The organism is Proteus vulgaris, assembly GCF_011045815.1.
In the GTDB taxonomy this organism is placed as follows: domain Bacteria; phylum Pseudomonadota; class Gammaproteobacteria; order Enterobacterales; family Enterobacteriaceae; genus Proteus; species Proteus vulgaris_B.
Genome location: NZ_CP047344.1, coordinates 3,140,447 through 3,161,659, shown reverse-complemented (window position 1 = coordinate 3,161,659; position 21,213 = coordinate 3,140,447). Strand labels below are relative to the sequence as shown.

Genomic DNA, 21,213 nt, shown 5'->3' with positions numbered 1-21,213 from the left:
CTATCATGAGTTTATTAGCTTCGCGTTTTGGCTCTGCCAACAGTATTCGCCGTGACCGTCCACTCACCATCGAAGAGTTATTCCGTACTGTACCGAGTGTGTTTTCTGAAGAAAAACACGATTCACGCAGTGAACGATATACTTATATTCCCACCATTACCTTACTCGATAGCCTGCAAAAAGAAGGCTTTTATCCGTTCTTTGCTTGCCAGACCCGTGTACGGGATATCAGTCGTCGAGAGCACACCAAGCATATGTTAAGGCTTCGACGCCATGACCAAATTACGGGAATACAAGTCCCTGAAATTATTTTGCTCAATAGCCATGATGGCTCAAGTAGCTATCAAATGTTACCGGGACTCTTTAGAGCCGTGTGCTCTAACGGTTTGGTGTGCGGTGATGTATTGGGTGAAGTGCGTGTACCCCATAAAGGGGATGTGGTGGGTAAAGTGATTGAAGGGGCGTATGAGGTACTCGATACGTTTGAGCAAGTGGCTGAAAAACGCGAAAGTATGCAGTCGTTATTGTTACCTCCACCAGCCCAGCAAGCCTTTGCTGAAGCGGCTTTGACCTATCGCTTTGGTGAAGAGCATCAGCCAGTGACACGGGAGCAAGTTCTTCAGCCTCGACGCTTTGAAGATAAAAAAGAAGACCTCTGGACAGTGTACCAACGTCTACAAGAAAACCTGATTAAAGGAGGATTATCAGGCAGAACCGCAAAAGGTAAACGCGCTCGTACTCGTTCGGTGAATGGGATTGATGGCGATATCAAGCTCAATAAAGCCCTGTGGGTGATGGCGGATACCTTATTTAACCAACTCGCTCACCGCCAGCCCAACTAATTTTCCCGCCCTGACAGGTTGTGTCGTTACGCCTTACATTCTTATCGTTCAAATAAAAAGCATAACGTTATTTATCAAATAATTAGATATAGCTATTTTTCACTAAAAAGCCCAATGAGAATTTTTCCCAACAGACATAACCTGTCAATCCCCTAAGTTAAACTCCCTCACTTCTTAATTTCCTAACGTCTGTTATTGAGAGCAATACGTTATGTTTCAGATTAACCGAAAATATGACCGCATGGCTGTGCGACTCTCTGCGCTGATTGCCCGATTAATGGCAGGAGAAAGCCTTGTGCTCTCATGTTTAGCCCAAGAGTTCAATGTTTCTGAACGCACGTTACAGCGGGATTTACGTGAACGCTTGGCTTATCTGGGGGTAGAAGGTCGGCAAGGTTGTTATCGCTTGCCTATCAATACGCTAAAAGCTTATCGAGACAAGGATGTTCTTACCTTTGTGAAACAAATTGGAATGACTCGGTTGTTTCCGGGTCTAGACAGTCGCTTACTCGGATTACTGTTAACCCAACAACCCCATGCACCTTGTTTGATTTGGCATCACGCCCATAAGATTTCGGCTTTGCATGCCGACCATTTCTATCAATTGGTGTATGCCATTACCAGTAAGCAATCTATTAGCTTACTTACGCCTGAACGTCGTTTTAATCCACTACAACCTTATCAACTCATTTACCGTGAAGGCCAGTGGTATTTATTGGCGGAATATCATCAGCAAGTGCATGTTTTGCTGTTAGAGGATATCCAGCAAGTTCAACCACTCAATACCCCCTTCACACCGAAACACACAGTGATGCAACTGTCACAACAAAACAGTTTTATCGCAGCCTTACCACATTTTCGATTGATATCACAAGTACTTACCTCTCTTCCATCACACAAAGAAAGGAGCCGACCATGACGCTATTAACTCCACCAACATCGCATCCCACACATTGCCCTCACTGTTCTTCTGAGCAAGACATCATTGCATGGGGTACGGGCTGGATGTGCCGCGATTGCGGTCACGAATGGATCATGCCTATTCAAAATAAACCTCACACCGTGAATTCATCATCACATAAGGAAGCTTAAAAATATGAACACCGTTTCACACTTACAACTGGGTTTAGAACGGATCGCTATCGTTATCAGTATGTTGTTATGCCTTTGGATCACGGGCGTATTGCTAACACATTTCCAGCTTATCGCCCTCATCATGAACCCATATGGGATCACATTGATGTACTTCGTTTTATATCTCTTGGTTTTAGTTATCCCACAACTCTTGGCGCAATTAGGCTTATGGGTTTTGAGCGCCTTTAAGGGGATTGATTATAAAATCCATTTCAACCCCAAATTAGTTGCCATTATCTCGTCCTTCATTATCGGATTAGCCCTCTCTAGTCTACTGATTATCATGTCATCCGGTTGGCTATACGGTTTTACTGAAGGTATCGCCACCACGATATTGCTGGTTGATTTGCTTATCGCCACTGGTATTGCTTTTTATCTTCATCGACGAATTCGTCACTGGGTTTCAATGCGACTTAACCGTCAGTCATCACATTAAACATGATCAGCAATTTTTGTTGTGGATACCTTATTCACCATTCACCAGATAACCATCGAATACGCCATATCAGGGAAAGCCAAGCACCCATTAGACGGTGCTCATCAAGCGTCAATCTGACGTTTCTATTTATTTTGATAGGAATTTATAATGAAAAGATATTTAGTTGTAATTGTATTAGCCTCACTGTGGTTGATGACATCACCCGCCTCTGCCACCAGCCAGCCCCCTAAAAATACCATTTGGGAATATAAAGGGGATGGTGGTAAAACCTTATGGCAAGTGTGTGGAAGCCAAAACAGTACCTGTAGGATTGTAGGCTCAACCAAGCATTATGTTGCTGTACTGAATCATAAATCCGCGTCAGGTTGTGCATTTGGTGATTTTTATATCGTGGCAAGAACTGACGGAAACTGGCAACAACGCGATACGGGCACTTGTAGCCCTAACGCCTATGTCCAAAAAGGGACGATTAATAATGGTCAGTACTCTTCGGTCGATATTGGTGTTGGCGGGACGATTGTAGCTCGTTATCCCATTGGGTATTGGAGTATGCAAAAAGAGTTCTCAGGTAAGAACCGACCGCGCTGGAAAGAAAGAGACCGTACTAAAGGCGGATTGCAAACCTACCAACAATAAATCTATATTCTCGCTGCCGTCAATGGCGGTAGCGAGGACGATACAAGATAACTAAAGGTAACGTAATGAATAAGATAAAGAGCATTTTTGCGATGAGTTTATTGGCAGTCAGTACATTTAGCTTGGCTGAAGAACAACAGCGTTATGCGAGCATCACACATACCAGCTCAAACTTTATTAACCAAGGTTACTGTGGTTACTCATTTACCCTCGATAATGGCGGTAACCATATGGTTCTAGCCCATGCGGAGTTTGGTGCGCTTGAGTTAACGCTACGAATGAAAGATGGACAAGGAAAAGTATTAGGGGATACAGTACTTGAAGTTGAACCTTTTGGCGATTCTAGCGCTACTCGTGTTACGTTTGCAGGATTGGAAATTCCGTGTGAGGATGTTGCTGAATTTGAAGTGGTTAAAGCGGTGGAAGATCAAAACGGCCGTAAGGTTGAATTACCACTATCCATCTTTGAGGCCAATAATCCAGAGTTGGCGAAGATGTCGATTTCAGGGAAGTAGAAAAGCTTAGGCATTATGATAGAAAAATAATTGTTGGTATATTTGTTGGTATAAAATTTATCGAACACGATATTTTCATTATAAAACAATGTGAATTTACTCGTGTTCGAATCCTGTAGGGATCATTTAAAATCAATAGAGTAAATTGTAAAAAATTAATTAGATCTATATTGCGTAATTAATACATCTGTTTTTTTTACTTTTATTTATTACTGTTTTTGATGATTAAGATAAAGGGGATGATGTAAAAAACTATTAATTGTTACTGTGCTATTTTTATTTCTAGTTGGCTGGATGAGTATTTTAATATTGAAGAATTTGATAATTTATCATCAAAAGAAATAGCGGCTTATTTGGTGGGAGATTCCAATAAAAAATTATCTTTTATACCAGAAATTTTATTAAAACATTCAACTCCTAAAAAAATTAACAATTTATTCTTTATTTTAACAATAAATCAATCGATTGATTATGTAAGTGGATAATATTTTATTTAATAGAACGAAAGTAAAAATTAAGGCTTTTTATTTGTTAAAATAGCTTAGATGTTAAATCAGCTAATATTAGACAAATTTCTTTATGTTTTATTTAAGACTACGACGCTTTCTATTTCTTGATACAACAATATCACTTGATGATAAGGCCGTTTGAGCCCATGTATTTATCATGGGAGACATTACTTCAGAATGGAGCAATAAGCTTTGTGGAGAAACTCCTAATATTAGGGCTATGGTAATTAATTGATCTACCGTTATTTTTATGTGGCCATTTTCTAAACGTGAATAGTGTTGCTGGCTTATTCCAATTTTTCGGCCCATTTCAACACCACTTATTTTTAATTGTTTTCTTTTCTGCTTAATTCGTTGACCTACCACAATACTAATTGTGTTCATATTTATTTCTCCTTTTTAAAAGATAGTATCGTAAAAATACTTAAAGATCGATATTAACGATCAAAAATCAGCTATCAATAGTTAATAACTATTAATATTTGCTTATTAAAAGATTTAAACCGTTTTACCTAAATCAACTATTTAGATAAATTATGTCAGCATTTAATGGTTTTTTTGTTTGTTAATGGCGAAATAAGAGTGTTAAATAAGAATAATATGATTTAAGAAAATTTGGTATGAGAAGTGAAACTACTCCTTTATGGAGTTGTAGTGATGAGGTAGATCAAAAAATATACGTATTTTGTGCCTATGCCTAATGAACCCGTTTTCAATGATTCGGATTTTTATTATCAAATTATATTTTTGATATTTTTTATGTCCAATTATAAATTCTGTCAATTGGTTTTTTAAAAACATATTTATATTGAAGTAATAATATTTTTATAACATCATCGTTGAAATAAAGAGATGTATTAGTTTTAATAAAAAATAGACCTGATAATTTATTATATTTTTTGTTTGTATGGAAAATAAGATTAAAAAGAGCCCTATTGAAGGCTCTTTTTAATCACAATAACGACTTATAACCCTTTAATGGGAATGGTGATAAAAACCATTTTATTTTATCATCGTTTTTAAATTTAATCTTCATTTCTAATAACATATTCTCTGACAAACAAAATGGAAAAAAATGATAAAGATGCGAAACGAAAATAAATGCATCTCCTTCATTTTCAAAACAGTCAATATCAATGGTTAAGGTTAAAGATAGGCAACGGTGTGGCTTACCTTTTAAAATGTAATCATAAGTGTAACTATTTAAATCAATACATCCTTCTAATGATTTTTTTATTTTTCTTGTAATTTGTTTATCTAGTTCTGCATAAATTAAATAGTCACTAAGCATATTTTTTATTGTTAAAATAGACATTAGCATAAATGCATTAGCACTATAATGTGATAATAAATGCCAATAACATTTATCATCAACAATAGGAGGGAAACATTCTGATAATGGTGTGATGTTTTTAAGTAATAAATTATCAGGCATATTTTCACTATGTGCATTTAATACACCAATGCGGTTATCCTTATATTTTTCAAAGCCAATATAGGTACAAGAAAAATGTAAACTAGGTGGCGAGATAAGTGCTTTACCTTTGTTATCATAAAAATGAATAATGTAAAATGTGCGTCCAGTAATATCTTTATCTATGGTTAATGAGTAAAAAAGAGAATTTTGATATTGAGGTAGTAGACGAGATGCTGAGGTTAACTCTGTTATTGAATAAAAATGACAATAAATACCTCGTTCTTTTTCATGAGGTTCAAGTGATAGCATGATTTCAGATAAATTTGAAAGATAGTGGTTATCAGGGATTGGCAATAAATAAGATGACTTATTCTCTTGGAAATCAAGAATAGCGGTATGTTCTTTCTCTTTATCAACGGTAGGAACGCAATTAAGTAAAAAACAGTTTTGACATTGTTCTTCTGTTAATGAAATTTGCTTATTTAAATATATATTAATCGTAAATTTAGTGCTTTTTTCCCAATCTAATTCCTTGAGAATATTTAGAATATCTAAGCTAATAAAGTGGTGAACATGAGGAAGATACAATCCTTCAAGTAATTGTTGTGGTGCTTTTGGGGTATTTTCTGATTGCGAAAAAATAGGATAGTTTTTACCTATTTGAGTATTAAAGCAAAATGTTGCGTTATCACCATGATAATTTTTATCTGCGTGTTTTAATTCAATATAGTCAAAATGTTGAGTTAGTCCAAGCAATAAAATATCAGCAATATTTTTGATGGGACTAAGAAATAAATTAAGTGAGCAAGATTGTGTATGCTCAATATTACCAAGATATTTAAAAGTCAAAGAGATACAGCTTTTATTGGGTTGATGTGTCACTTTCTTCTTAATAAGAGAATAAGGCTCAATATATAAATCACGACAAGTTGAAAAACATGTATTATTATCACCTAATACACTACTATTTTTAGGAATAAAATAACTGTAATTAATCTCTTTTTCACAACTAATTTGAATAATTGATGTTGATGGTACACCTTTAATTGCTTGAGAGCCTAATCGTTGTAATAAAGGAAGTGTAATTTCAGGAAATGCATCATCAATTTTTTCTTGTAAATGAGCAGAAAGAAAAGCAAATCCTTCCATTAAATAACCTGTTTGTGGATCGTCTGGTTCTAAGACTTCTGCTAAGTGTGGTTTTTTTTGTGCGTAGGATTTTGCCAGTTTTTGTAGGTATTGTCTTTCTTTTAAGTATTTAATTTCACTCATGTTAATGTAATATCTGCCTTTTAATAATAAATAATATCTATTGTGATTTTTTGTTATTTTTAATAAGAGTAAGGTTTTAATCCTAATTCTTCCGCTTCTTTTTGAAGGAAATAATATCGTGCTAATAACCCATTAACGTCTGCATCAAGATTATTAATTAATGCGGGTGAAATAATCTGCTCTTTATTTATTGTCTGTGAAAACTCATACAGCTTATTTTCAATTGGAATAGCTTTGTTATGACTTTTTTGTATTTCATAAATAGCTGTTTTTAAATAAGAAAGAGTGAAGCTACCTCGATTACGCTCTTGTTGAACAATTCTGTCAGAAAGTTGTTGGATTAATTTATTGGTATCAGACCAACTGCTGTCAATGGGGGTATTTTCTAATCGCGTAGTGAGGGTATTTTGCCATTGTCGTGTTGCGTAAGATTGATCAGCATTATTAGGCCAAAGCTTTTTAGCCACATCCAGCATATGCTCCGATTTTCTTAGTGCAAATAGAGGAGACTGTTTTTCCATTAAAATAAGATTATTTGCGTATGAACTGATATTAGGTTGATATAACCACTGTGTAATAGCACCTTCAGGTTGAGCAGTAATTGCGGAGAGTTCTTTTTGCATTGGTAGATAAATAGCCACACTAATAGCAACAAAAATAGCACTGCTACTTAATAATCCAATAAAAAAGCCTTTTTTTGCACTCATGGTTTTTTTCTCAATAGGCGGATCGTCATATAAAACAACTTCGGCGATAGGATTAGGTTTAGAAACGTTATTTTCTTTCAGTTCATCAGATGGGCTGATATAGACAATAGGGGGGATCTTAACCGTGGCATTATTATTTTTTTGTGTTGTACTTTTTGTTGTTTGCTCTAAGGTTTTTGCTGCATTTTGGAAAAACCAGAGTAAATTTTCTAGCTTTGGTAATTTCGACCAATCTGTATGAGTAATTTGATCAATAATTAATTGTAGCGCTCTTTCTGAACGATAAATTAAACGTAAATCAGAAGGAGAAAAGGTTAATTGACGTAATAAAGTCCCCGCTTTGGTATTAAACCAATTTAATACATCACATCGATGATTTGATTGGAAAGGCCAAAGATTATCCCATTGACTCACCACAATATTGGCGAGCAATTCACATCCTTCTGTAAAACCATTTAGGCCATTAAGATGAAGGCGAGCAAGCGTATAATAAACACCACTTTGCAAGTCGATACCGTGAGTTTTAAATAACGTTAATGAGAGAGACTCAATAAGTGTCCAACTGATCTCAGGCTGAGAAGGATGATTGAGTTTATTAAATTCCGCTTTTAATGCGATAAATTCAGGGGTATCTAAAGGAGAGCCTGCAATTTTTATCACAAATTTTTCTTTTGGCGTATTCATGAAATATCCTATCCCCTCATAAATATGAGGGGAAATCAGTTAATAAAGGGTTTCTGGTAATTTGAAGCGCGTAAATAATCCACCAAAGAAAGGATTATTAGATTCATCGATTGTGATCCGATATGTCATATCACCACCATCAAGAGTGAATTTCACATCGAAAGAATGTGGTTTTATGTTGGTAAGTCTGCCACCATTAATCAGTCGCATTTGTGCCCAAGGACCGCTAAATAAAATAGCGCGCGGTGATTTATCGCCAGAAATGGGTACTAAGGTGAGTTTGCTTTCAACATTTGAACGCATTGAATTGGGCCAAACCATATGTACGGTATGGCTTCTGCCGTGTGAATAATCAAGTAATTGACCATCAAGATTTAAAATACTACGACGCTTATTGCCTGCTAGTGATAGTGCTTCAATGGCAAATTGCGCTTCTAAATTGCCTTGTGCATTGAAGAATGTATTTCTAATTCGATTTGCTATTTCAAGTTGTTCTAATACATCCGGACGAATAAGTGACTGACCATCGCTATTTTCAATTAAGTTATTTTCAACAAAAAGGCGTAGATTTTGCTGGTAGAAGCTATCTAATGTACCGTTAGGTTTAAAAAAGCGTTCAAACTCACTTAAAGGTACATCTTGTGTAGTAGCTGTGTTAAACGGATAACGACCTATAATGTAGGTATGATATTGCTTAACGACGGTTTCATTCCACTCAACTTCCATATAGCGGATTGCTTCTTTTTGCACAACATTCCAAGCTTGATCCGCTAATTGACCTACCCAACGATTCATTGGTTCAGGCAATGTTTTAGCCGATTGAGATAATTCAAAGATAATGTCACGATTATTATCGTCAAGACGGGATGTCACCGCTTTTAATGCGGCTTTACCTGGCACAGGTGAATTATAAATACCTAATAAATAGCGATGTAATTCATTTAATTTTTGATTAAGATTTTGCAGGTTTTCACCATTATTACTGACTAAAATTTCAGTTTGAGGTGCAAATTCTTTATCTAACCGTATGAGTAATTTGTATTTTAATTCATCCATTAATGCTTTTTGGTCAGCAATAGGCAGTGAGCTATCTATTTTTGGTAATGTTGTGTTATCTCTTAATACTTGTAATGCTCGCCGTATTGGTTGCTCACCACTAATAATTTGTTCTAATGCATTAATCTCATCTTGTAGTGATTCAAACTCTCTTATTTCAAGGTTACTGATAGCGGCACGCCATTGAGCTGTATAATCATTAAGATATTGTTCCGTGATTTGGCGTTGGATCTCTTTTCGATCATTTTCACTATATTGAGTATTTGTACTTAAGTTTAAGACCCATGCATCTAAAAAGGTCAGATCCACTAGCTCATCATTATGTTGAGTAAAGTAATTTGTTAACCCATACAGAGTAAGAAGCTGAGGCATTTGAAGTTTATCTTCATTTATGGCAGCAAAAATATTGTCAAAACTAGGGCCAACTTGATGACGTATATTTAATGGTGATGAAAGCATTTGGTTCGCTTTAAGGCGTAATGTTTGGTAAACACGTTGATAAAGAGGTAGACGGCTCAACTCTTTTTGCGCTGTATTAATAGATTGAGTAAAGGGCGCAAAAGCATTAATTGCCGTTGTTTCTCCAGCTTTACGTTGAGCTTGCCAATCGGTATGTTTTAATGCGTATTGCAAATGTGACATTAATTGAAATTGGATATCACGCTGGCCCGTAAATAAGTGACTCCAATAATTAGCCATAAAGTTTTCAACAATCTCATTATTGCGTCCACTTTTGTCTTCAAGCATGCGCATAATGCGCAATATCTCTAGTTTTTCTTCGCTTCCAGCTTTGGCTTTATTTAACTCAATAAGTAAAGAATTCATTATTGAAGGCAAATAATGTTCTGTTATTAATTGAAGATAAACATTTTCGACGTAAGGGCCGACATTCTTTCCTTGATATAACCCAAGATCAGAAAATAGGTTATTTTTCTCACGATAATTACCGTAAGCTAATGTGGCATCTAATAATGGATTTAATACAGCAAGTTGCTCTTTTCCTGCGGTATTTGTCGTTATTGTGGTATCCGACGCGCGAAAGGCTTTAACTTCATTAAGTACATTTTCACCAGATTGATAGTTCTTGCTGTAATAGTGGCTCCAGCCATTCCACAAAGCGATAATACCAACAAAACTGATAGCAGAAGCTAATAGAACTCTTCTACGATGCTTTTTAAGCCAAAATTGACTTTCAGCAGCCAGATTGGGCTCTGATAGCAAAACATCTTGAAAAAGTGATTGTGTAAAATAGCTGTGAGTTTCGGCAATTGGCCAAGTCGCTAAAGGCGCTGTTGGTAAATGATATTGCACAGATGCTGTTTGGCTAAAGATATTATCAACTTGCCCGACTTGTGTTGCAGATGTGAGATACACACCACGTAATTGAATATCCTGTTGCTTATCACTAGATGTTAGCGCATCAATTAGATTGATTACGTTACTTTTCAACCCTTGAATTTGTCTAATAAAGCTAAATAATTTAGTGTGTTGGCTTTCATCTACACGATTAATCATCATCTCAGGAAGGGCGCTATTCATTTGGCTTACCCATTGGTCCCAAAATGTATTCAGCTCTTTTTCCCAGTTATTTTTGTTATTTAATTGAAATGTCACACCCAAAATTTCATCACGTTGTTTCGTTTCTAATGATTGGAACATCGCATCAAATCCCTGTAATAAATCGAGTTTTGTAAATACGATATAAATAGGTAATTGACTATTAAATGTGATGCGAATTTCTTGTAACCGCATATGCAATGAGGCAATAAATTGGCTATTTTTCTCTTTGTCGTTTGTCAGCAGTTGTAATAAATCGATAGTAAGAATAATGCCATTCATTGGTTGACGCGTACGATGTTCATTTAACCAACCTAGTAACTCATTCCATAGTCGGTGATAAAGTTTTGGTTTTTCTAAAATGAGATTAGGCTGTGTAATTAACTTCCCTTCAGGTATTAATAATATCGCTTGATCGGCGAGTCGCATTTTTATATGTAAAGACAGTTTTTGCTGTTCGTTAACAATATTTTCAATAGGCGCAATATCTAAGGTATTTAGGCTATTTTTTAATAAGGTATTTTTGCCACTTTCGTCAGTACCTAAAACAAAATACCAAGGCTTTTGATAAAGCGCATTAGTGTGCCCATTTTGATGTTTAATAAACTGCGATTTCCAGTAATTTAAATAACGAGTTTGGTGTTCAATATCATTACGGACAGGATCAACAATGGCTAATTCTACTTCTAATTTCAGTCCTTCAAGTTTTTTTACCCGAAGCCATGTTGCAATTCCAATCCAGCTGACAACCACTAAAATAGTGATAACAGTAGCTAACCAACGTGCGCTAAGTGAGCGTAATGGATAGTCTCCTTTAAATTCATAGTTTGCTCCCCACCACCAGATCCAAATAACAAACAACGCAGGAATTAAAGCAACTAAAAGTAAAAATAGGGATTTAATTTTTGATTTATCAGAAAAGAAAATTTTTTTTATAAAATCTGCTATTTTTTTTCCAGAAAGAAATGACCAATTCATTATTATTCCCTATGAGAAAACGAGTTCTGTTGATGTTCCATTTTTGATGCCAATTGATTTAATAAATTGGGTTCCCACTCTGATAATGAATACCGAAGCGCATCATGATAAAGCTGATTAAAATAAACATTTGCAATAGAACTCATTTTTGATGCTTCAAAAAGTTGTGCAGAAAGTAACTGTAGATAAAACCGTTGACGGGGTTCAGTCGTTACTGAAATAGCGTTATCAATCATTAATAATGCGGCATTAAGACCTTCTTGTTCAAAGCAATCCATAATTTCTTGTTGCTCATTGTGTAGTGATAATGAAGGGCTTACTTTATTGTTAGCTTGATTTTCTAAACTCCCCAGCCATTGATGAGTTTCTTCTGAAATAAAAGGAGTCATATCAGCGAAATAGAGATGATTAAGCTGAGGTAATCTTATTAAAAACAGTGAAAGCTCTTGAGCAATTGCTGATGAAACATCAATTAGCCCTAATAATTGTGCGGTTTGAGCAGCCATAAAATGCCCATCTAACCAATAAGGCGCTAGCGTTAAGCTTTGCTCAATATCATTGAGTAGTGAGATAGACGGCTGTGAGAGTTGCGCTTTGTAATCGGTCACTCTATCAATTGCTACCGCTGCTAACGGGGTTTTGCCTTGTTTATCACTTATCGGAAGTGTTTGAATGTTGTGCCAGATAGCATATCGGCGTAAACGATAACCCACAGCGTCACTTTGCGCTTGTTCACAGAGAATGCCTGCAACTTTTAATAATGTCTGTTTCCATTGGCGATCATCATGTTGATTAATATCAACATGATGTTGCTGTATTACAGGAGCAGGAGTCATGTTCGCTGATGTTTCTGGTGATGTTTTTATTTTATTTGCAGTTTCTACTTTGACACTTTCTATAACTGCAAGGGCGGGTTTTTGCGTATTGTCTATACGTTGAAATGCTCGGATTAATTCATCCACTTGTGTAGATAAATTAGGCTGACTGGAATGCCAAAATTGTGCTAAATAAGCAAATTCACCTAAGATCTCATCGCGTTGTTCGGGCGTGGCTTGCTGGCAAAAATTATTTTTTACGGTTTCAAAACGTTTAAGAATTTGTTGTGCTAAACGAAGTTTTAACCGAGAGTGACTAGGATAGCTGGTATCCCAATAATGTTGCATATAGGTACTTGCAATTGTTGATGCAATCACAAGTTCTTCGGGAATACCTGCGTGTTGTAGCGTTCTTAATAAATGTACAAGTAAGCGAAAATCTTTAGTTTGTGTAGCAAAGAGTTGTAATGCTCGACGCTGAATATCATCAATATCTAAAGTGCTGTGGCTTAGTGAGCCAAATTTTATCATTTCACTTTCGATATATTCCCAATCAGGGCTATTTTCATCAAGTTGGCTACTCACTTTGGCTTCATCCAAAGGTGCTAAAAGTTGTTCTCTCCATGTACAGAGCGTTTTTGTTGTCATTATTATCACCAATGACAGGCTGAACGCAGAGGTTTTATCTCTTCGTTAATGCCTGAAATATTAAAGGTTAGTTGCTCATCATTTGCTAATTTGATAGTTAATTTTGTGCTAGAGAGCAGTTGCTTGATTTCATCTATACCAGAAAGCCCGCGACTCGCCTCAAGCAGATAACCATCTTCCCGTAGAAACCATTCACTACTTAATTGGGCCTTGTCTGTTATTAGTAGGACATTTCCTGCTGTTTGTTTTTTTGCTAGTGCAATTTGCATACGGGTGATGTTATCGATACAACTCAACATAAGAATGGGGCGAGGAGGCAAATACCCCATTGCTGGAATAGTCATAATAACGGGATAAGTGCCTTTATTATGAACAGTGACCATAAACCCAGCAGTGTGATTTTCACGTTTCATTTCATGTTCTACCGCTAAACGCCAAATATTGCCCATCGCACTTACATCAACAATAGAAACTGGTTTGTTCCCAATGTTAATTTGGTCATAGCAAGATAAACGAATAAGTTGAGATGCCTCTTCACGACACTCAAAGAGAGCTAGTTCAGTATGGTTGGTTTTATTTCCTTGCTCTTGTGCAAAAACGTGACTTATTGAAAAGAGAGCGAGAAAAATGAAATAAACTGGTCGTGAATAAATCATTTAAGACACCCATATTTTTTTAATTTATATAAAAGTGATCGCTTTGAAATATTTAAGTTTTCAGCGATTAAATTGAGATCGTCATTGTTGTTTTCTTGTTGGTAACGCAGAATCGAGGCTTCATAACGTTCTGTGGCTAAAGTAAGATCGTTCACCTCAGCAAAAGAATGAATTGGAATTTGTATTGGAGTTAAATTTGATACGGATAATGAAAGTAAGGTTTTATTTATTTTCTCTTCTTTTTCTTGTTGTAATTTCAATAAATATTGCAGATCGGCAATTTTCTGTTGTGATTGAGAAAATGCTAAAATACTTTTTAATTGATGATGAAATACATTGCAGTAAATAGAAAAAATACCTTGCTCATAAACCGTTTCATCGAGATTTTCCCCTAACATAATAATTAGCCCATAAGGTTTATTATTAAGATCAACAAAGGGAATACTAAACAGTCCGCAATGCACAGGTTGTTTGGCGATAAATTGCTGTAAAGCATGATCGCTAATATAACTGCCTTGTTTTAAATCATTCCAGAGAATAGGTTGTGGTTGTGATAGAAGCTGGATCAACGGGTGATCTGCTTCTGTAATATCGACATCCAAATGTTTTTTCTCTACTTTTTCACTAAGATCAATACTCCAGCTCTCTAAGCGGTTCTCTGATTTATTAATCATTGAAACAATGAGTGCGCTGAATGGACTACGAGGCATACTCAGCTCAAGAAATTGGCTGGTCAGTGAGTCCACATCTAAACAAGTTAAGAGAGAGAGCGCATTTTTCAGTCTGTGCTTCATAGTTCTACATTGACCTCAGCAATGAATTGGTTATCTTGTGTTGATAACCGTATCGTCCTGATGTCTTCATTTTTCGCACTGTGTTGCAATAGAAGAAGTGAAAGAGGGGGTAATAACGCACCATCAATAATGGATTCTAAAATTCTTGCACCATTTTCTGCTCGTGAAGCACGTTGTAATATTTCATCGGAAACGGTCTCTTCCAGCTTGATCTCTGCGTGAAAACGTTGTGTAAGCAATTGGGTCAAACGAGTTAGTTTGTGAGTAATAATTTCTTTGAGAATAACCTGCGTTAACGGTAAGAATGGGATCACTTCCATCCGCGCTAAAAGTGCGGGTTTAAAGAAGGTAGTTAATTCGGGATAGAGCGCATCATGTAATTCATCTGGTTTGTCAGCATTAGCCATAATGACGTGATCACCTAAATTAGATGTCAGGAAAAATGCAACGTTTTTACAGTCAATAACACGACCTTCACCGTCGGCTAATTCTCCTTTATCAAAGGCTTGATAAAAAAGATTTAAAACATCGGGGTGTGCTTTTTCTACTTCGTCCAGCAGGACAACGGAATAAGGCTTTTTGCGAATAGCTTCGGTTAATACTCCGCCTTCACCATAACCCACATAACCTGGTGGTGAACCAATAAGGCGAGAAACAGTATGTTTTTCTTGAAACTCTGACATGTTGATCGTGGTGAGATATTGTGTTCCACCAAACATCAACTGAGCAATTTGAATGACGGTTTCTGTTTTACCAACGCCACTTGGTCCTGCTAATAAGAATGCCCCCAATGGACGGCCTGAACGGCGTAAATCGGCACGAGCTGTTAATAAATGCTTATGAAGATGTTTGATTGCAACTGATTGACCTTTAATGCTTTGCTCAAGGTAGGTTGGTAGCTCTGTCACTACTTGTAATGCATCTTGTGATAAGCGATTAAGAGGTACGCCTGTCCATTCCGCAATCACTGCAGCAATTTGTTTTTTATCTACATGAGGAGAGACTAATAGAGAGTGTTGATGTAATTCATTTAACTCTTCATTTAGCGCGTTTAATCGAGATTTCAGCCCATCATTATTATTTTCAGTGCTGTCACTGTTTGCTTCTTCTTCAAATGGTTCAGCTAATGTTGATAGTAATGTTGAACGTAATTCGATAATTTCACGAACAATATTTTTCTGTTTTTCCAACGCTTGTTGCAATATATCTATTTGTGAATCTATATCAACAGATTGTGTTTCTAATATCACTAAACGTTCTGAGTGATCTTTTAAACCTAATTGCTGTTCACGCATTAATACGTCAAATTCCATCTTGGTTTGGTGACGTTGTGTTTTTAAGGCTGATAATTGTTTAGGGGGTGTCGAAAGATTGATCGCTGCGCGAGCACAAGCAGTATCAAGTACATCAATGGCTTTATCAGGAAGTTGGCGTCCTGAAAGATAGCGTTCACTTAATTGTGCTGATGCACAAAGTGCTTCATCATCAATAAAGACGTGATGTGCTTTTTCATAAATAGAGCGCAATCCACGCATAATAATAATGGCTTCGTCTGCGGTGGGTTCTTTGACTTGAACAAGTTGGAAACGGCGCGCTAATGCCGCATCTTTTTCAAAGTATTTTTTATACTCACTCCATGTTGTTGCGGCAATGGTACTTAATTCACCACGGGCTAATGCAGGTTTTAGCAAATTGGAGATATCTAAGCCTCCTTGCTGATTTCCAGCACCAATCAAGGTATGGGCTTCATCAATAAATAAGATAATAGGAGTAGGTGATTGTGCCACTTCTTGCATAATGCCTTTAAAGCGTTTTTCAAACTCTCCTTTAACAGCAGCGCCTGCTTGTAATGCACCTAAATCCAGTGTTAATAACTCACATTCTTTGAGTTTTTCGGGAATTTCACCCGCAATAATACGTAAAGCTAACCCTTCAATTAAGGCACTTTTACCCACACCAGCTTCACCGACCACCACGGGGTTATTTTTCCGACGACGACAGAGAATATCAATCATTAAATCAATTTCATGATCGCGACATAAAACAGGGTCGAGTTGGTTATCTCTTGCTTGTTGCGTCATATTTTGTGTAAAACGTGACAAAATAGGATCAGACTGAACATTTTTGTGTGCTGATTTATTCGCTTTTGTTATTGGTGCTTCAGCAGATGTTAGTGTCCATTCATTAAAATTGAGTTTGAGTTGTTCTCGATTAATTTGCGATAGTAATTCCGCCGCCGCTTTTGAGAGATAACGATGGGGTATTTGCAATAAAGTGAGCAACAAAGCACCTGAGCGTAATTCATTATGGCTAAGTTCTGCCGAAGCCAGTAGCCAGCTATCTTTTAGCCATTCTACTAACAGAGGTGAAAAGTTAGGATAACTTTGTGTCACGCTCTGTTGTTGTACTGTGTGGATATTTAAAAGCTCAGTTAATTCAGTGGGATTGATATCAACCTTATTAAAGATAGTGCGGATATCCGTTAGTGGAGTCTCCAGCAGTTGTTGTAATAATTGGTCTACTGTAATTTCGAGTTGCTGGTGGCTTACACAAAACGCAGCTGCATTTTCTAAAGCATGTTTAGCAATAGGGTGAAGTCTATTTACTAATGTTGAGAGATCAATCTGGATCATAAGGGCGTCCTAGCTAAGAAGAGTATTAAGCTGTTCCAAAATATTGAGAGTTTGATGTCTCAATCTAGAAGCATAAACAGTGTAAATAATGGTGGCGAAGATCAATGAGCCAATGGCGATATAACGAACGCCAAAGCGTTGTCCTAAGCGGTATTGATGTGATTTATTTCCATTTTCTTTATATAAAATAACAGACTGAGGATCGTCTTTAAGTTGTTGGATTTGTTTTTGAAGTTGACGAAGTAATTTATTAAAGTCATCCCCATAGCCATTGCTGACTTTATAGCGACCGCGATAACCAAGGCATAAGCACAGATAAATAAACTCTAATAAATCGAGGTAGCGTTTTGGCTCACCTAATAAGCGCTCAATTAATACGAAAACTTTTTCGCCACCCCAAGATTCATTGTGGAAATGAACGAGTAAGGATTGTTTTACCCAATCGTTATCTTGATCCCAACCTAACTCTAATGCCGCCTCATCAATAAATGTGCATAACACATAACGAAATGAAACAATCGCGCCCGGTTCATAGCCGTGAGTTTGAAGTTGTTGCTCAATGGCTTGAATATCAGTCACAACTTGCTGAAAAAGTTTGTCTGATAGTGGCGTTGCAGACATTGATTTCATTCTAATTACCATGCCCAATAATGGCGTTGCGGCATCAATCATTGGGTTAATGTTGTTACCGCGTAATGGCAATTGATATGATTTATGACCTACTTTTTTTTCAGCGATCTCTTGGATTAATGATTGATCACTCATATTGCGTTCCACTTCTTATTGCCCAAAGTTGAATATCAAGTTCAGGGAATTGCCCTGATACGTGAAATGCAATATTTCCGTATTTTTGTATATCAGCCCAAGACTCGCCTTGCGGATCTAAGCGGAAATAGGTATAGCCTGAGTGATAAGGCAATTGACGAGGTGCAGTTGATAAAGCAATAAAACCAACACCAGGCATCTGAACACTGACTAAATCACGGATTTGATTCACTGAAGTCACTTTAGCCTGTTGTGCAAATTGTCGGCGTAGTTGCTCTTGAGGTAACTGAGCGCGCACTGCAATAATAAATTCAGCACTTTGTAGAAGTTGCTTATCATGAATTGTCGCAACTCGAATACCATGCTCTTGTTTTTGTAATGGGATCGGTACTGCTCTTGGTGTTAGAACAACACTTAATGCTTGTCGAATGGATTTAATCAGGGGCAAAAAGGCTGATGCTAAATCATAGTGACGATAAATCGGCAATTTATCAGGCAAACGAGAGCCATTAGTAAATGTTTGAATTTCGCCACTAAATTGTAATAGTTCCCTGAAAAGCTGTTCTGGATGGACCACTGTCTGTTTAGATAAATGTGAAAATTGAGGATAAGCGCGATTAAGGAGCTGTAACATCATAAATTCAGCCACATCGGCAATTCCTTGCTGACCTGGAGAGCCTATTCGTTCGGCTATTTGACGGCCTCGTTCAAATAATGCACCTTCAACTTCAGCTAAAAATTCCGATAAAATAGGGCAAATTCTTGAATTTAAGCAGGTAGGAATGAAGTTTTTATCTAGAATTAAACTTCCATCAGCACTGATTTCTCTTATTTTGCAAATCGGAAGCATTACATAAGCGTCTAACTCTGTTTTTCCTAATTTCAAGATAGGATTGAGTTTCGCAATATTAAGCTGGCTAATGTCTCCATTTTCAGTATGTAAATCACGTACTTGTGTTAACACATCGCTATAACGGGCTAACAAATGATTGCCGCCATTATGGGAATGAGAAATTTCACTAACTGTGCTGTTTTGTAATGGCAATGCTAAATAGACAACATTGTCACTGCCTTCATGAAGTTGTGAAATATCAATAGGTGAAGGAAGATTATCTTGTTGTGGAATAGAAAATAGCGTGCCATCAGGCATAATGCCGGCGGCTTCTTTCAGTCCAATACGACCAAGACTTAATAATTCAGTATTTAGCGTTAGTTGGCCTAGGCCATAGTAATGAGCGTGATAGGTTTTTATCAGCGTTTCAATAATATAATCTTGATAACGTTGCTGTTGCTGAAAATGTTGAGGTTTAATAAACAACCCTTCATGCCATATCACTTTATTTTTTGTTGACACTGTTATTGTTCCTCTTCTTTTCTAAATTCAATTTCATTTTCTTTGATATGGACTAGTAGATTGTAATGACGACCAATTCCATTGATTTTCAGTACTTTTTTCCATTGAGTAATATTGACATCAGAGTAATAAGCAATGATCCCGATATATTTATTTTTTTTATCTAATTCAATGAGATCGAGAGGCTTATATTGATCAGGCAAAAGAGTGTAATCTTGATGATCGATATAATTTCTTTTTAATAGCTTTTTCAGATCACAATCTTCTTCAATAATTTGGTCTTGATCTAAAGAGGCAAAGATCGAATCTTCATTCATATAAACAATTTGTAATTGAACAGGGGTTGCCTCTCCTTGATCGTTAGGATTAATTTCTGGCTCTGCTAATAATGTGAATGCAACGACTGACGGTTGTTCTTTTTCGGCTCCTACAGGCGTTGAAGGGTCCCACATGACTTTGCCTATTTTTGATATTGCTTCAATCGGGCCACTACACCCACTAAGTTGAGTGCTTGCAAAAATAAGAAAGAGATAAGCCATGAGTGTTTTTATCGACATATCACACCTCATCAAGCCCTTTTCTTAAGGCTCGGTCATAAGCGTGGGTATAAACCTCGTAAAACAGCTTCTCAAAACCTTTTTGGCGGGATGAGGCTAACTCATTGTAATAATTGGTATACATATCCCAAGCCCAAGCACTATCATTTGGATTGTTATCGTAACTACGGCGATAATGAGAAAAGCGTTTTAATAAATGCTCTGGAGAAAATGCATCTAAAAGGGTAGCTAATGCAGCTGAAATCGCCTCTTGATTGGCATGATAATGTAGTTGCACATTATGTAGGCTTTCTGCCACGGCTGAAGGTGCAGATAAATGCACTGGACTACGTTCATCCGTAAACATTAAGCGCATTACATTGTCATATTGGTTATTTAAACGAAGAGGATTATCTTCGATTGGCCGCAGTTGTTTATCTTGTAAATTACCTTGCTGCTGTAATGCCAATAAGCCTTTAATTGCTGATTGTGTTGTTTTTCCTAATTCAATGAGAAAATCATTCGCTTGCTGAGAGTTTTGCAAGTTAAGGTGTACACCTAACCCCTTCATTAATGGATTAATCGCAACATAATCAACGTCTGCATTTATCTCATTATCCTGAGATGTCATTTCGGGTAAATCCATAAATTCCTGAACCATAAAAGCTCCCTGATTATCTGAATGAGGCGAAGAAAGCGAGTGGTGGTGTGAGTTAGAATAAGATGACTGAATAAGCTCAAGGCTTTCTCTTTCAAGGGCTTTTAATGGATCATGCGTCATTGCACCTGAAACTGTTGGGGCTAAAGGCATATAATTTTCTGCTTTATGAGCAGAGGACGTGTTTTTTTGTAGTAAGGGATCTAACGGATTATCATCAGTCACAATCAAAGATTGTGGTGTCATTGCCATAAGATCCGATTTATCGTTTTGCGTTAAATTAATATTAACAGACAAGACTAATTGGCCAATCTTGACTTGATCGCTTTGAGATAAACAAACAGCGCCAATATCTATGGGGATCAGAGCATTATTAATATAAATAGGTTCTGAAAGCGTTTTTAAACAAAACTGCTTATCTTGCCAAACAATAGCGCATTGTGTGGCTGCAATAGAAGATTGAGTATCTTGTATTACCCAGTGAGATTGTTGACTACTACCAATTGTGCCACCAAGTTGAGTAAATTGACTATTCGGTACATAGCCACTTTCAAGCAGCTCACTATTGATTAAGCGAAAAGAGATTGTGGGTAAATAATTATCCATAA

18 protein-coding genes are annotated in these 21,213 nt (G+C 36.7%); 6 read left to right on the top strand and 12 right to left on the bottom strand.

The annotated features are described in order from the left end of the window. The first annotated feature begins 5 nt into the window (after nt 1-5). From GTH24_RS14800 to GTH24_RS14775, 6 genes are all read left to right on the top strand, one after another. Nucleotides 6-842: a DUF932 domain-containing protein gene (locus GTH24_RS14800; RefSeq protein ID WP_164526593.1), complete on the top strand. Its 837-nt coding sequence runs from the start codon at nt 6-8 to the stop codon at nt 840-842. Nucleotides 843-1,053: 211 nt separating this feature from the next. Next, complete coding sequence (locus GTH24_RS14795) at nt 1,054-1,761, top strand: helix-turn-helix transcriptional regulator (protein ID WP_164526592.1); 708 nt, start codon at nt 1,054-1,056, stop codon at nt 1,759-1,761. Continuing rightward, the gene (locus GTH24_RS14790) at nt 1,758-1,934 is read left to right on the top strand and encodes a hypothetical protein (protein ID WP_164526591.1); all 177 of its coding nucleotides are present in this window, start codon (nt 1,758-1,760) and stop codon (nt 1,932-1,934) included. Before GTH24_RS14795 ends, GTH24_RS14790 begins: the two co-directional genes overlap by 4 nt. A 4-nt stretch (nt 1,935-1,938) precedes the next feature. Then, nucleotides 1,939-2,412: a hypothetical protein gene (locus GTH24_RS14785; RefSeq protein ID WP_164526590.1), complete on the top strand. Its 474-nt coding sequence runs from the start codon at nt 1,939-1,941 to the stop codon at nt 2,410-2,412. A 150-nt stretch (nt 2,413-2,562) separates the two neighbouring features. Beyond that, nucleotides 2,563-3,051, top strand: a complete 489-nt coding sequence (locus GTH24_RS14780) for a hypothetical protein (RefSeq protein ID WP_164526589.1) — start codon at nt 2,563-2,565, stop codon at nt 3,049-3,051. Nucleotides 3,052-3,116: 65 nt separating this feature from the next. After that, the gene (locus GTH24_RS14775; RefSeq protein ID WP_154632030.1) at nt 3,117-3,566 is read left to right on the top strand and encodes an IrmA family protein; all 450 of its coding nucleotides are present in this window, start codon (nt 3,117-3,119) and stop codon (nt 3,564-3,566) included. Between the two features lie 584 nt (nt 3,567-4,150). Here GTH24_RS14775 and GTH24_RS14770 read toward each other — a convergent pair. From GTH24_RS14770 to tagH, 12 genes are all read right to left on the bottom strand, one after another. Next, on the bottom strand, nt 4,151-4,459 hold the full coding sequence (locus GTH24_RS14770) for a helix-turn-helix domain-containing protein (protein ID WP_072070819.1): 309 nt from the start codon (nt 4,457-4,459) through the stop codon (nt 4,151-4,153). Between the two features lie 568 nt (nt 4,460-5,027). Beyond that, nucleotides 5,028-6,764: a type VI secretion system baseplate subunit TssF gene (locus GTH24_RS14765; protein ID WP_164526588.1), complete on the bottom strand. Its 1,737-nt coding sequence runs from the start codon at nt 6,762-6,764 to the stop codon at nt 5,028-5,030. A 59-nt stretch (nt 6,765-6,823) separates the two neighbouring features. Then, nucleotides 6,824-8,155, bottom strand: a complete 1,332-nt coding sequence (locus GTH24_RS14760; protein ID WP_164526587.1) for a VasL domain-containing protein — start codon at nt 8,153-8,155, stop codon at nt 6,824-6,826. 39 nt (nt 8,156-8,194) lie between these two features. Continuing rightward, nucleotides 8,195-11,746, bottom strand: coding sequence for a type VI secretion system membrane subunit TssM (tssM, locus tag GTH24_RS14755; protein WP_164526586.1), 3,552 nt, complete (start codon nt 11,744-11,746; stop codon nt 8,195-8,197). Between the two features lie 2 nt (nt 11,747-11,748). Next, nucleotides 11,749-13,209 carry a type VI secretion system protein TssA gene (gene tssA, locus GTH24_RS14750; protein ID WP_164526585.1) on the bottom strand — a complete coding sequence of 487 codons (1,461 nt, stop codon included), beginning with the start codon at nt 13,207-13,209 and terminating at the stop codon, nt 11,749-11,751. Between the two features lie 5 nt (nt 13,210-13,214). Further along, a complete protein-coding gene (gene vasI, locus GTH24_RS14745) occupies nt 13,215-13,865 on the bottom strand; it encodes a type VI secretion system-associated protein VasI (protein ID WP_164526584.1) in 651 nt (216 codons plus the stop codon). Continuing rightward, a complete protein-coding gene (locus tag GTH24_RS14740; RefSeq protein ID WP_164526583.1) occupies nt 13,862-14,659 on the bottom strand; it encodes a Fis family transcriptional regulator in 798 nt (265 codons plus the stop codon). Before GTH24_RS14740 ends, vasI begins: the two co-directional genes overlap by 4 nt. Further along, nucleotides 14,656-17,292 (bottom strand): type VI secretion system ATPase TssH, encoded by a 2,637-nt coding sequence (gene tssH, locus GTH24_RS14735; protein ID WP_164526582.1) that lies wholly within the window; start codon nt 17,290-17,292, stop codon nt 14,656-14,658. Before tssH ends, GTH24_RS14740 begins: the two co-directional genes overlap by 4 nt. 9 nt (nt 17,293-17,301) lie before the next feature. Continuing rightward, complete coding sequence (icmH, locus tag GTH24_RS14730; RefSeq protein WP_072070811.1) at nt 17,302-18,057, bottom strand: type IVB secretion system protein IcmH/DotU; 756 nt, start codon at nt 18,055-18,057, stop codon at nt 17,302-17,304. Then, a complete protein-coding gene (gene tssK / locus GTH24_RS14725) occupies nt 18,050-19,411 on the bottom strand; it encodes a type VI secretion system baseplate subunit TssK (protein ID WP_072070810.1) in 1,362 nt (453 codons plus the stop codon). The genes icmH and tssK overlap by 8 nt, the downstream gene beginning before the upstream one ends. Before the next feature lie 2 nt (nt 19,412-19,413). After that, a complete protein-coding gene (gene tssJ, locus GTH24_RS14720; protein ID WP_072070809.1) occupies nt 19,414-19,968 on the bottom strand; it encodes a type VI secretion system lipoprotein TssJ in 555 nt (184 codons plus the stop codon). Between the two features lies 1 nt (nt 19,969). Then, complete coding sequence (gene tagH, locus GTH24_RS14715) at nt 19,970-21,211, bottom strand: type VI secretion system-associated FHA domain protein TagH (RefSeq protein WP_072070808.1); 1,242 nt, start codon at nt 21,209-21,211, stop codon at nt 19,970-19,972. Between the last annotated feature and the right edge of the window lie 2 nt (nt 21,212-21,213).

Excerpts from the sequence above, each read along its gene's own strand:
- GTH24_RS14775 (WP_154632030.1), top strand. The coding sequence starts at position 3,117 with ATGAATAAGATAAAGAGCATTTTTGCGATGAGTTTATTGGCAGTCAGT.
- GTH24_RS14785 (WP_164526590.1), top strand. The coding sequence starts at position 1,939 with ATGAACACCGTTTCACACTTACAACTGGGTTTAGAACGGATCGCTATC.
- tagH (WP_072070808.1), bottom strand. The coding sequence starts at position 21,211 with ATGGATAATTATTTACCCACAATCTCTTTTCGCTTAATCAATAGTGAG.
- GTH24_RS14770 (WP_072070819.1), bottom strand. The coding sequence starts at position 4,459 with ATGAACACAATTAGTATTGTGGTAGGTCAACGAATTAAGCAGAAAAGA.
- GTH24_RS14780 (WP_164526589.1), top strand. The coding sequence starts at position 2,563 with ATGAAAAGATATTTAGTTGTAATTGTATTAGCCTCACTGTGGTTGATG.
- GTH24_RS14795 (WP_164526592.1), top strand. The coding sequence starts at position 1,054 with ATGTTTCAGATTAACCGAAAATATGACCGCATGGCTGTGCGACTCTCT.
- icmH (WP_072070811.1), bottom strand. The coding sequence starts at position 18,057 with ATGAGTGATCAATCATTAATCCAAGAGATCGCTGAAAAAAAAGTAGGT.
- tssM (WP_164526586.1), bottom strand. The coding sequence starts at position 11,746 with ATGAATTGGTCATTTCTTTCTGGAAAAAAAATAGCAGATTTTATAAAA.
- GTH24_RS14760 (WP_164526587.1), bottom strand. The coding sequence starts at position 8,155 with ATGAATACGCCAAAAGAAAAATTTGTGATAAAAATTGCAGGCTCTCCT.
- tssH (WP_164526582.1), bottom strand. The coding sequence starts at position 17,292 with ATGATCCAGATTGATCTCTCAACATTAGTAAATAGACTTCACCCTATT.
- GTH24_RS14740 (WP_164526583.1), bottom strand. The coding sequence starts at position 14,659 with ATGAAGCACAGACTGAAAAATGCGCTCTCTCTCTTAACTTGTTTAGAT.
- GTH24_RS14800 (WP_164526593.1), top strand. The coding sequence starts at position 6 with ATGAGTTTATTAGCTTCGCGTTTTGGCTCTGCCAACAGTATTCGCCGT.
- vasI (WP_164526584.1), bottom strand. The coding sequence starts at position 13,865 with ATGATTTATTCACGACCAGTTTATTTCATTTTTCTCGCTCTCTTTTCA.
- tssJ (WP_072070809.1), bottom strand. The coding sequence starts at position 19,968 with ATGTCGATAAAAACACTCATGGCTTATCTCTTTCTTATTTTTGCAAGC.
- GTH24_RS14790 (WP_164526591.1), top strand. The coding sequence starts at position 1,758 with ATGACGCTATTAACTCCACCAACATCGCATCCCACACATTGCCCTCAC.
- GTH24_RS14765 (WP_164526588.1), bottom strand. The coding sequence starts at position 6,764 with ATGAGTGAAATTAAATACTTAAAAGAAAGACAATACCTACAAAAACTG.
- tssA (WP_164526585.1), bottom strand. The coding sequence starts at position 13,209 with ATGACAACAAAAACGCTCTGTACATGGAGAGAACAACTTTTAGCACCT.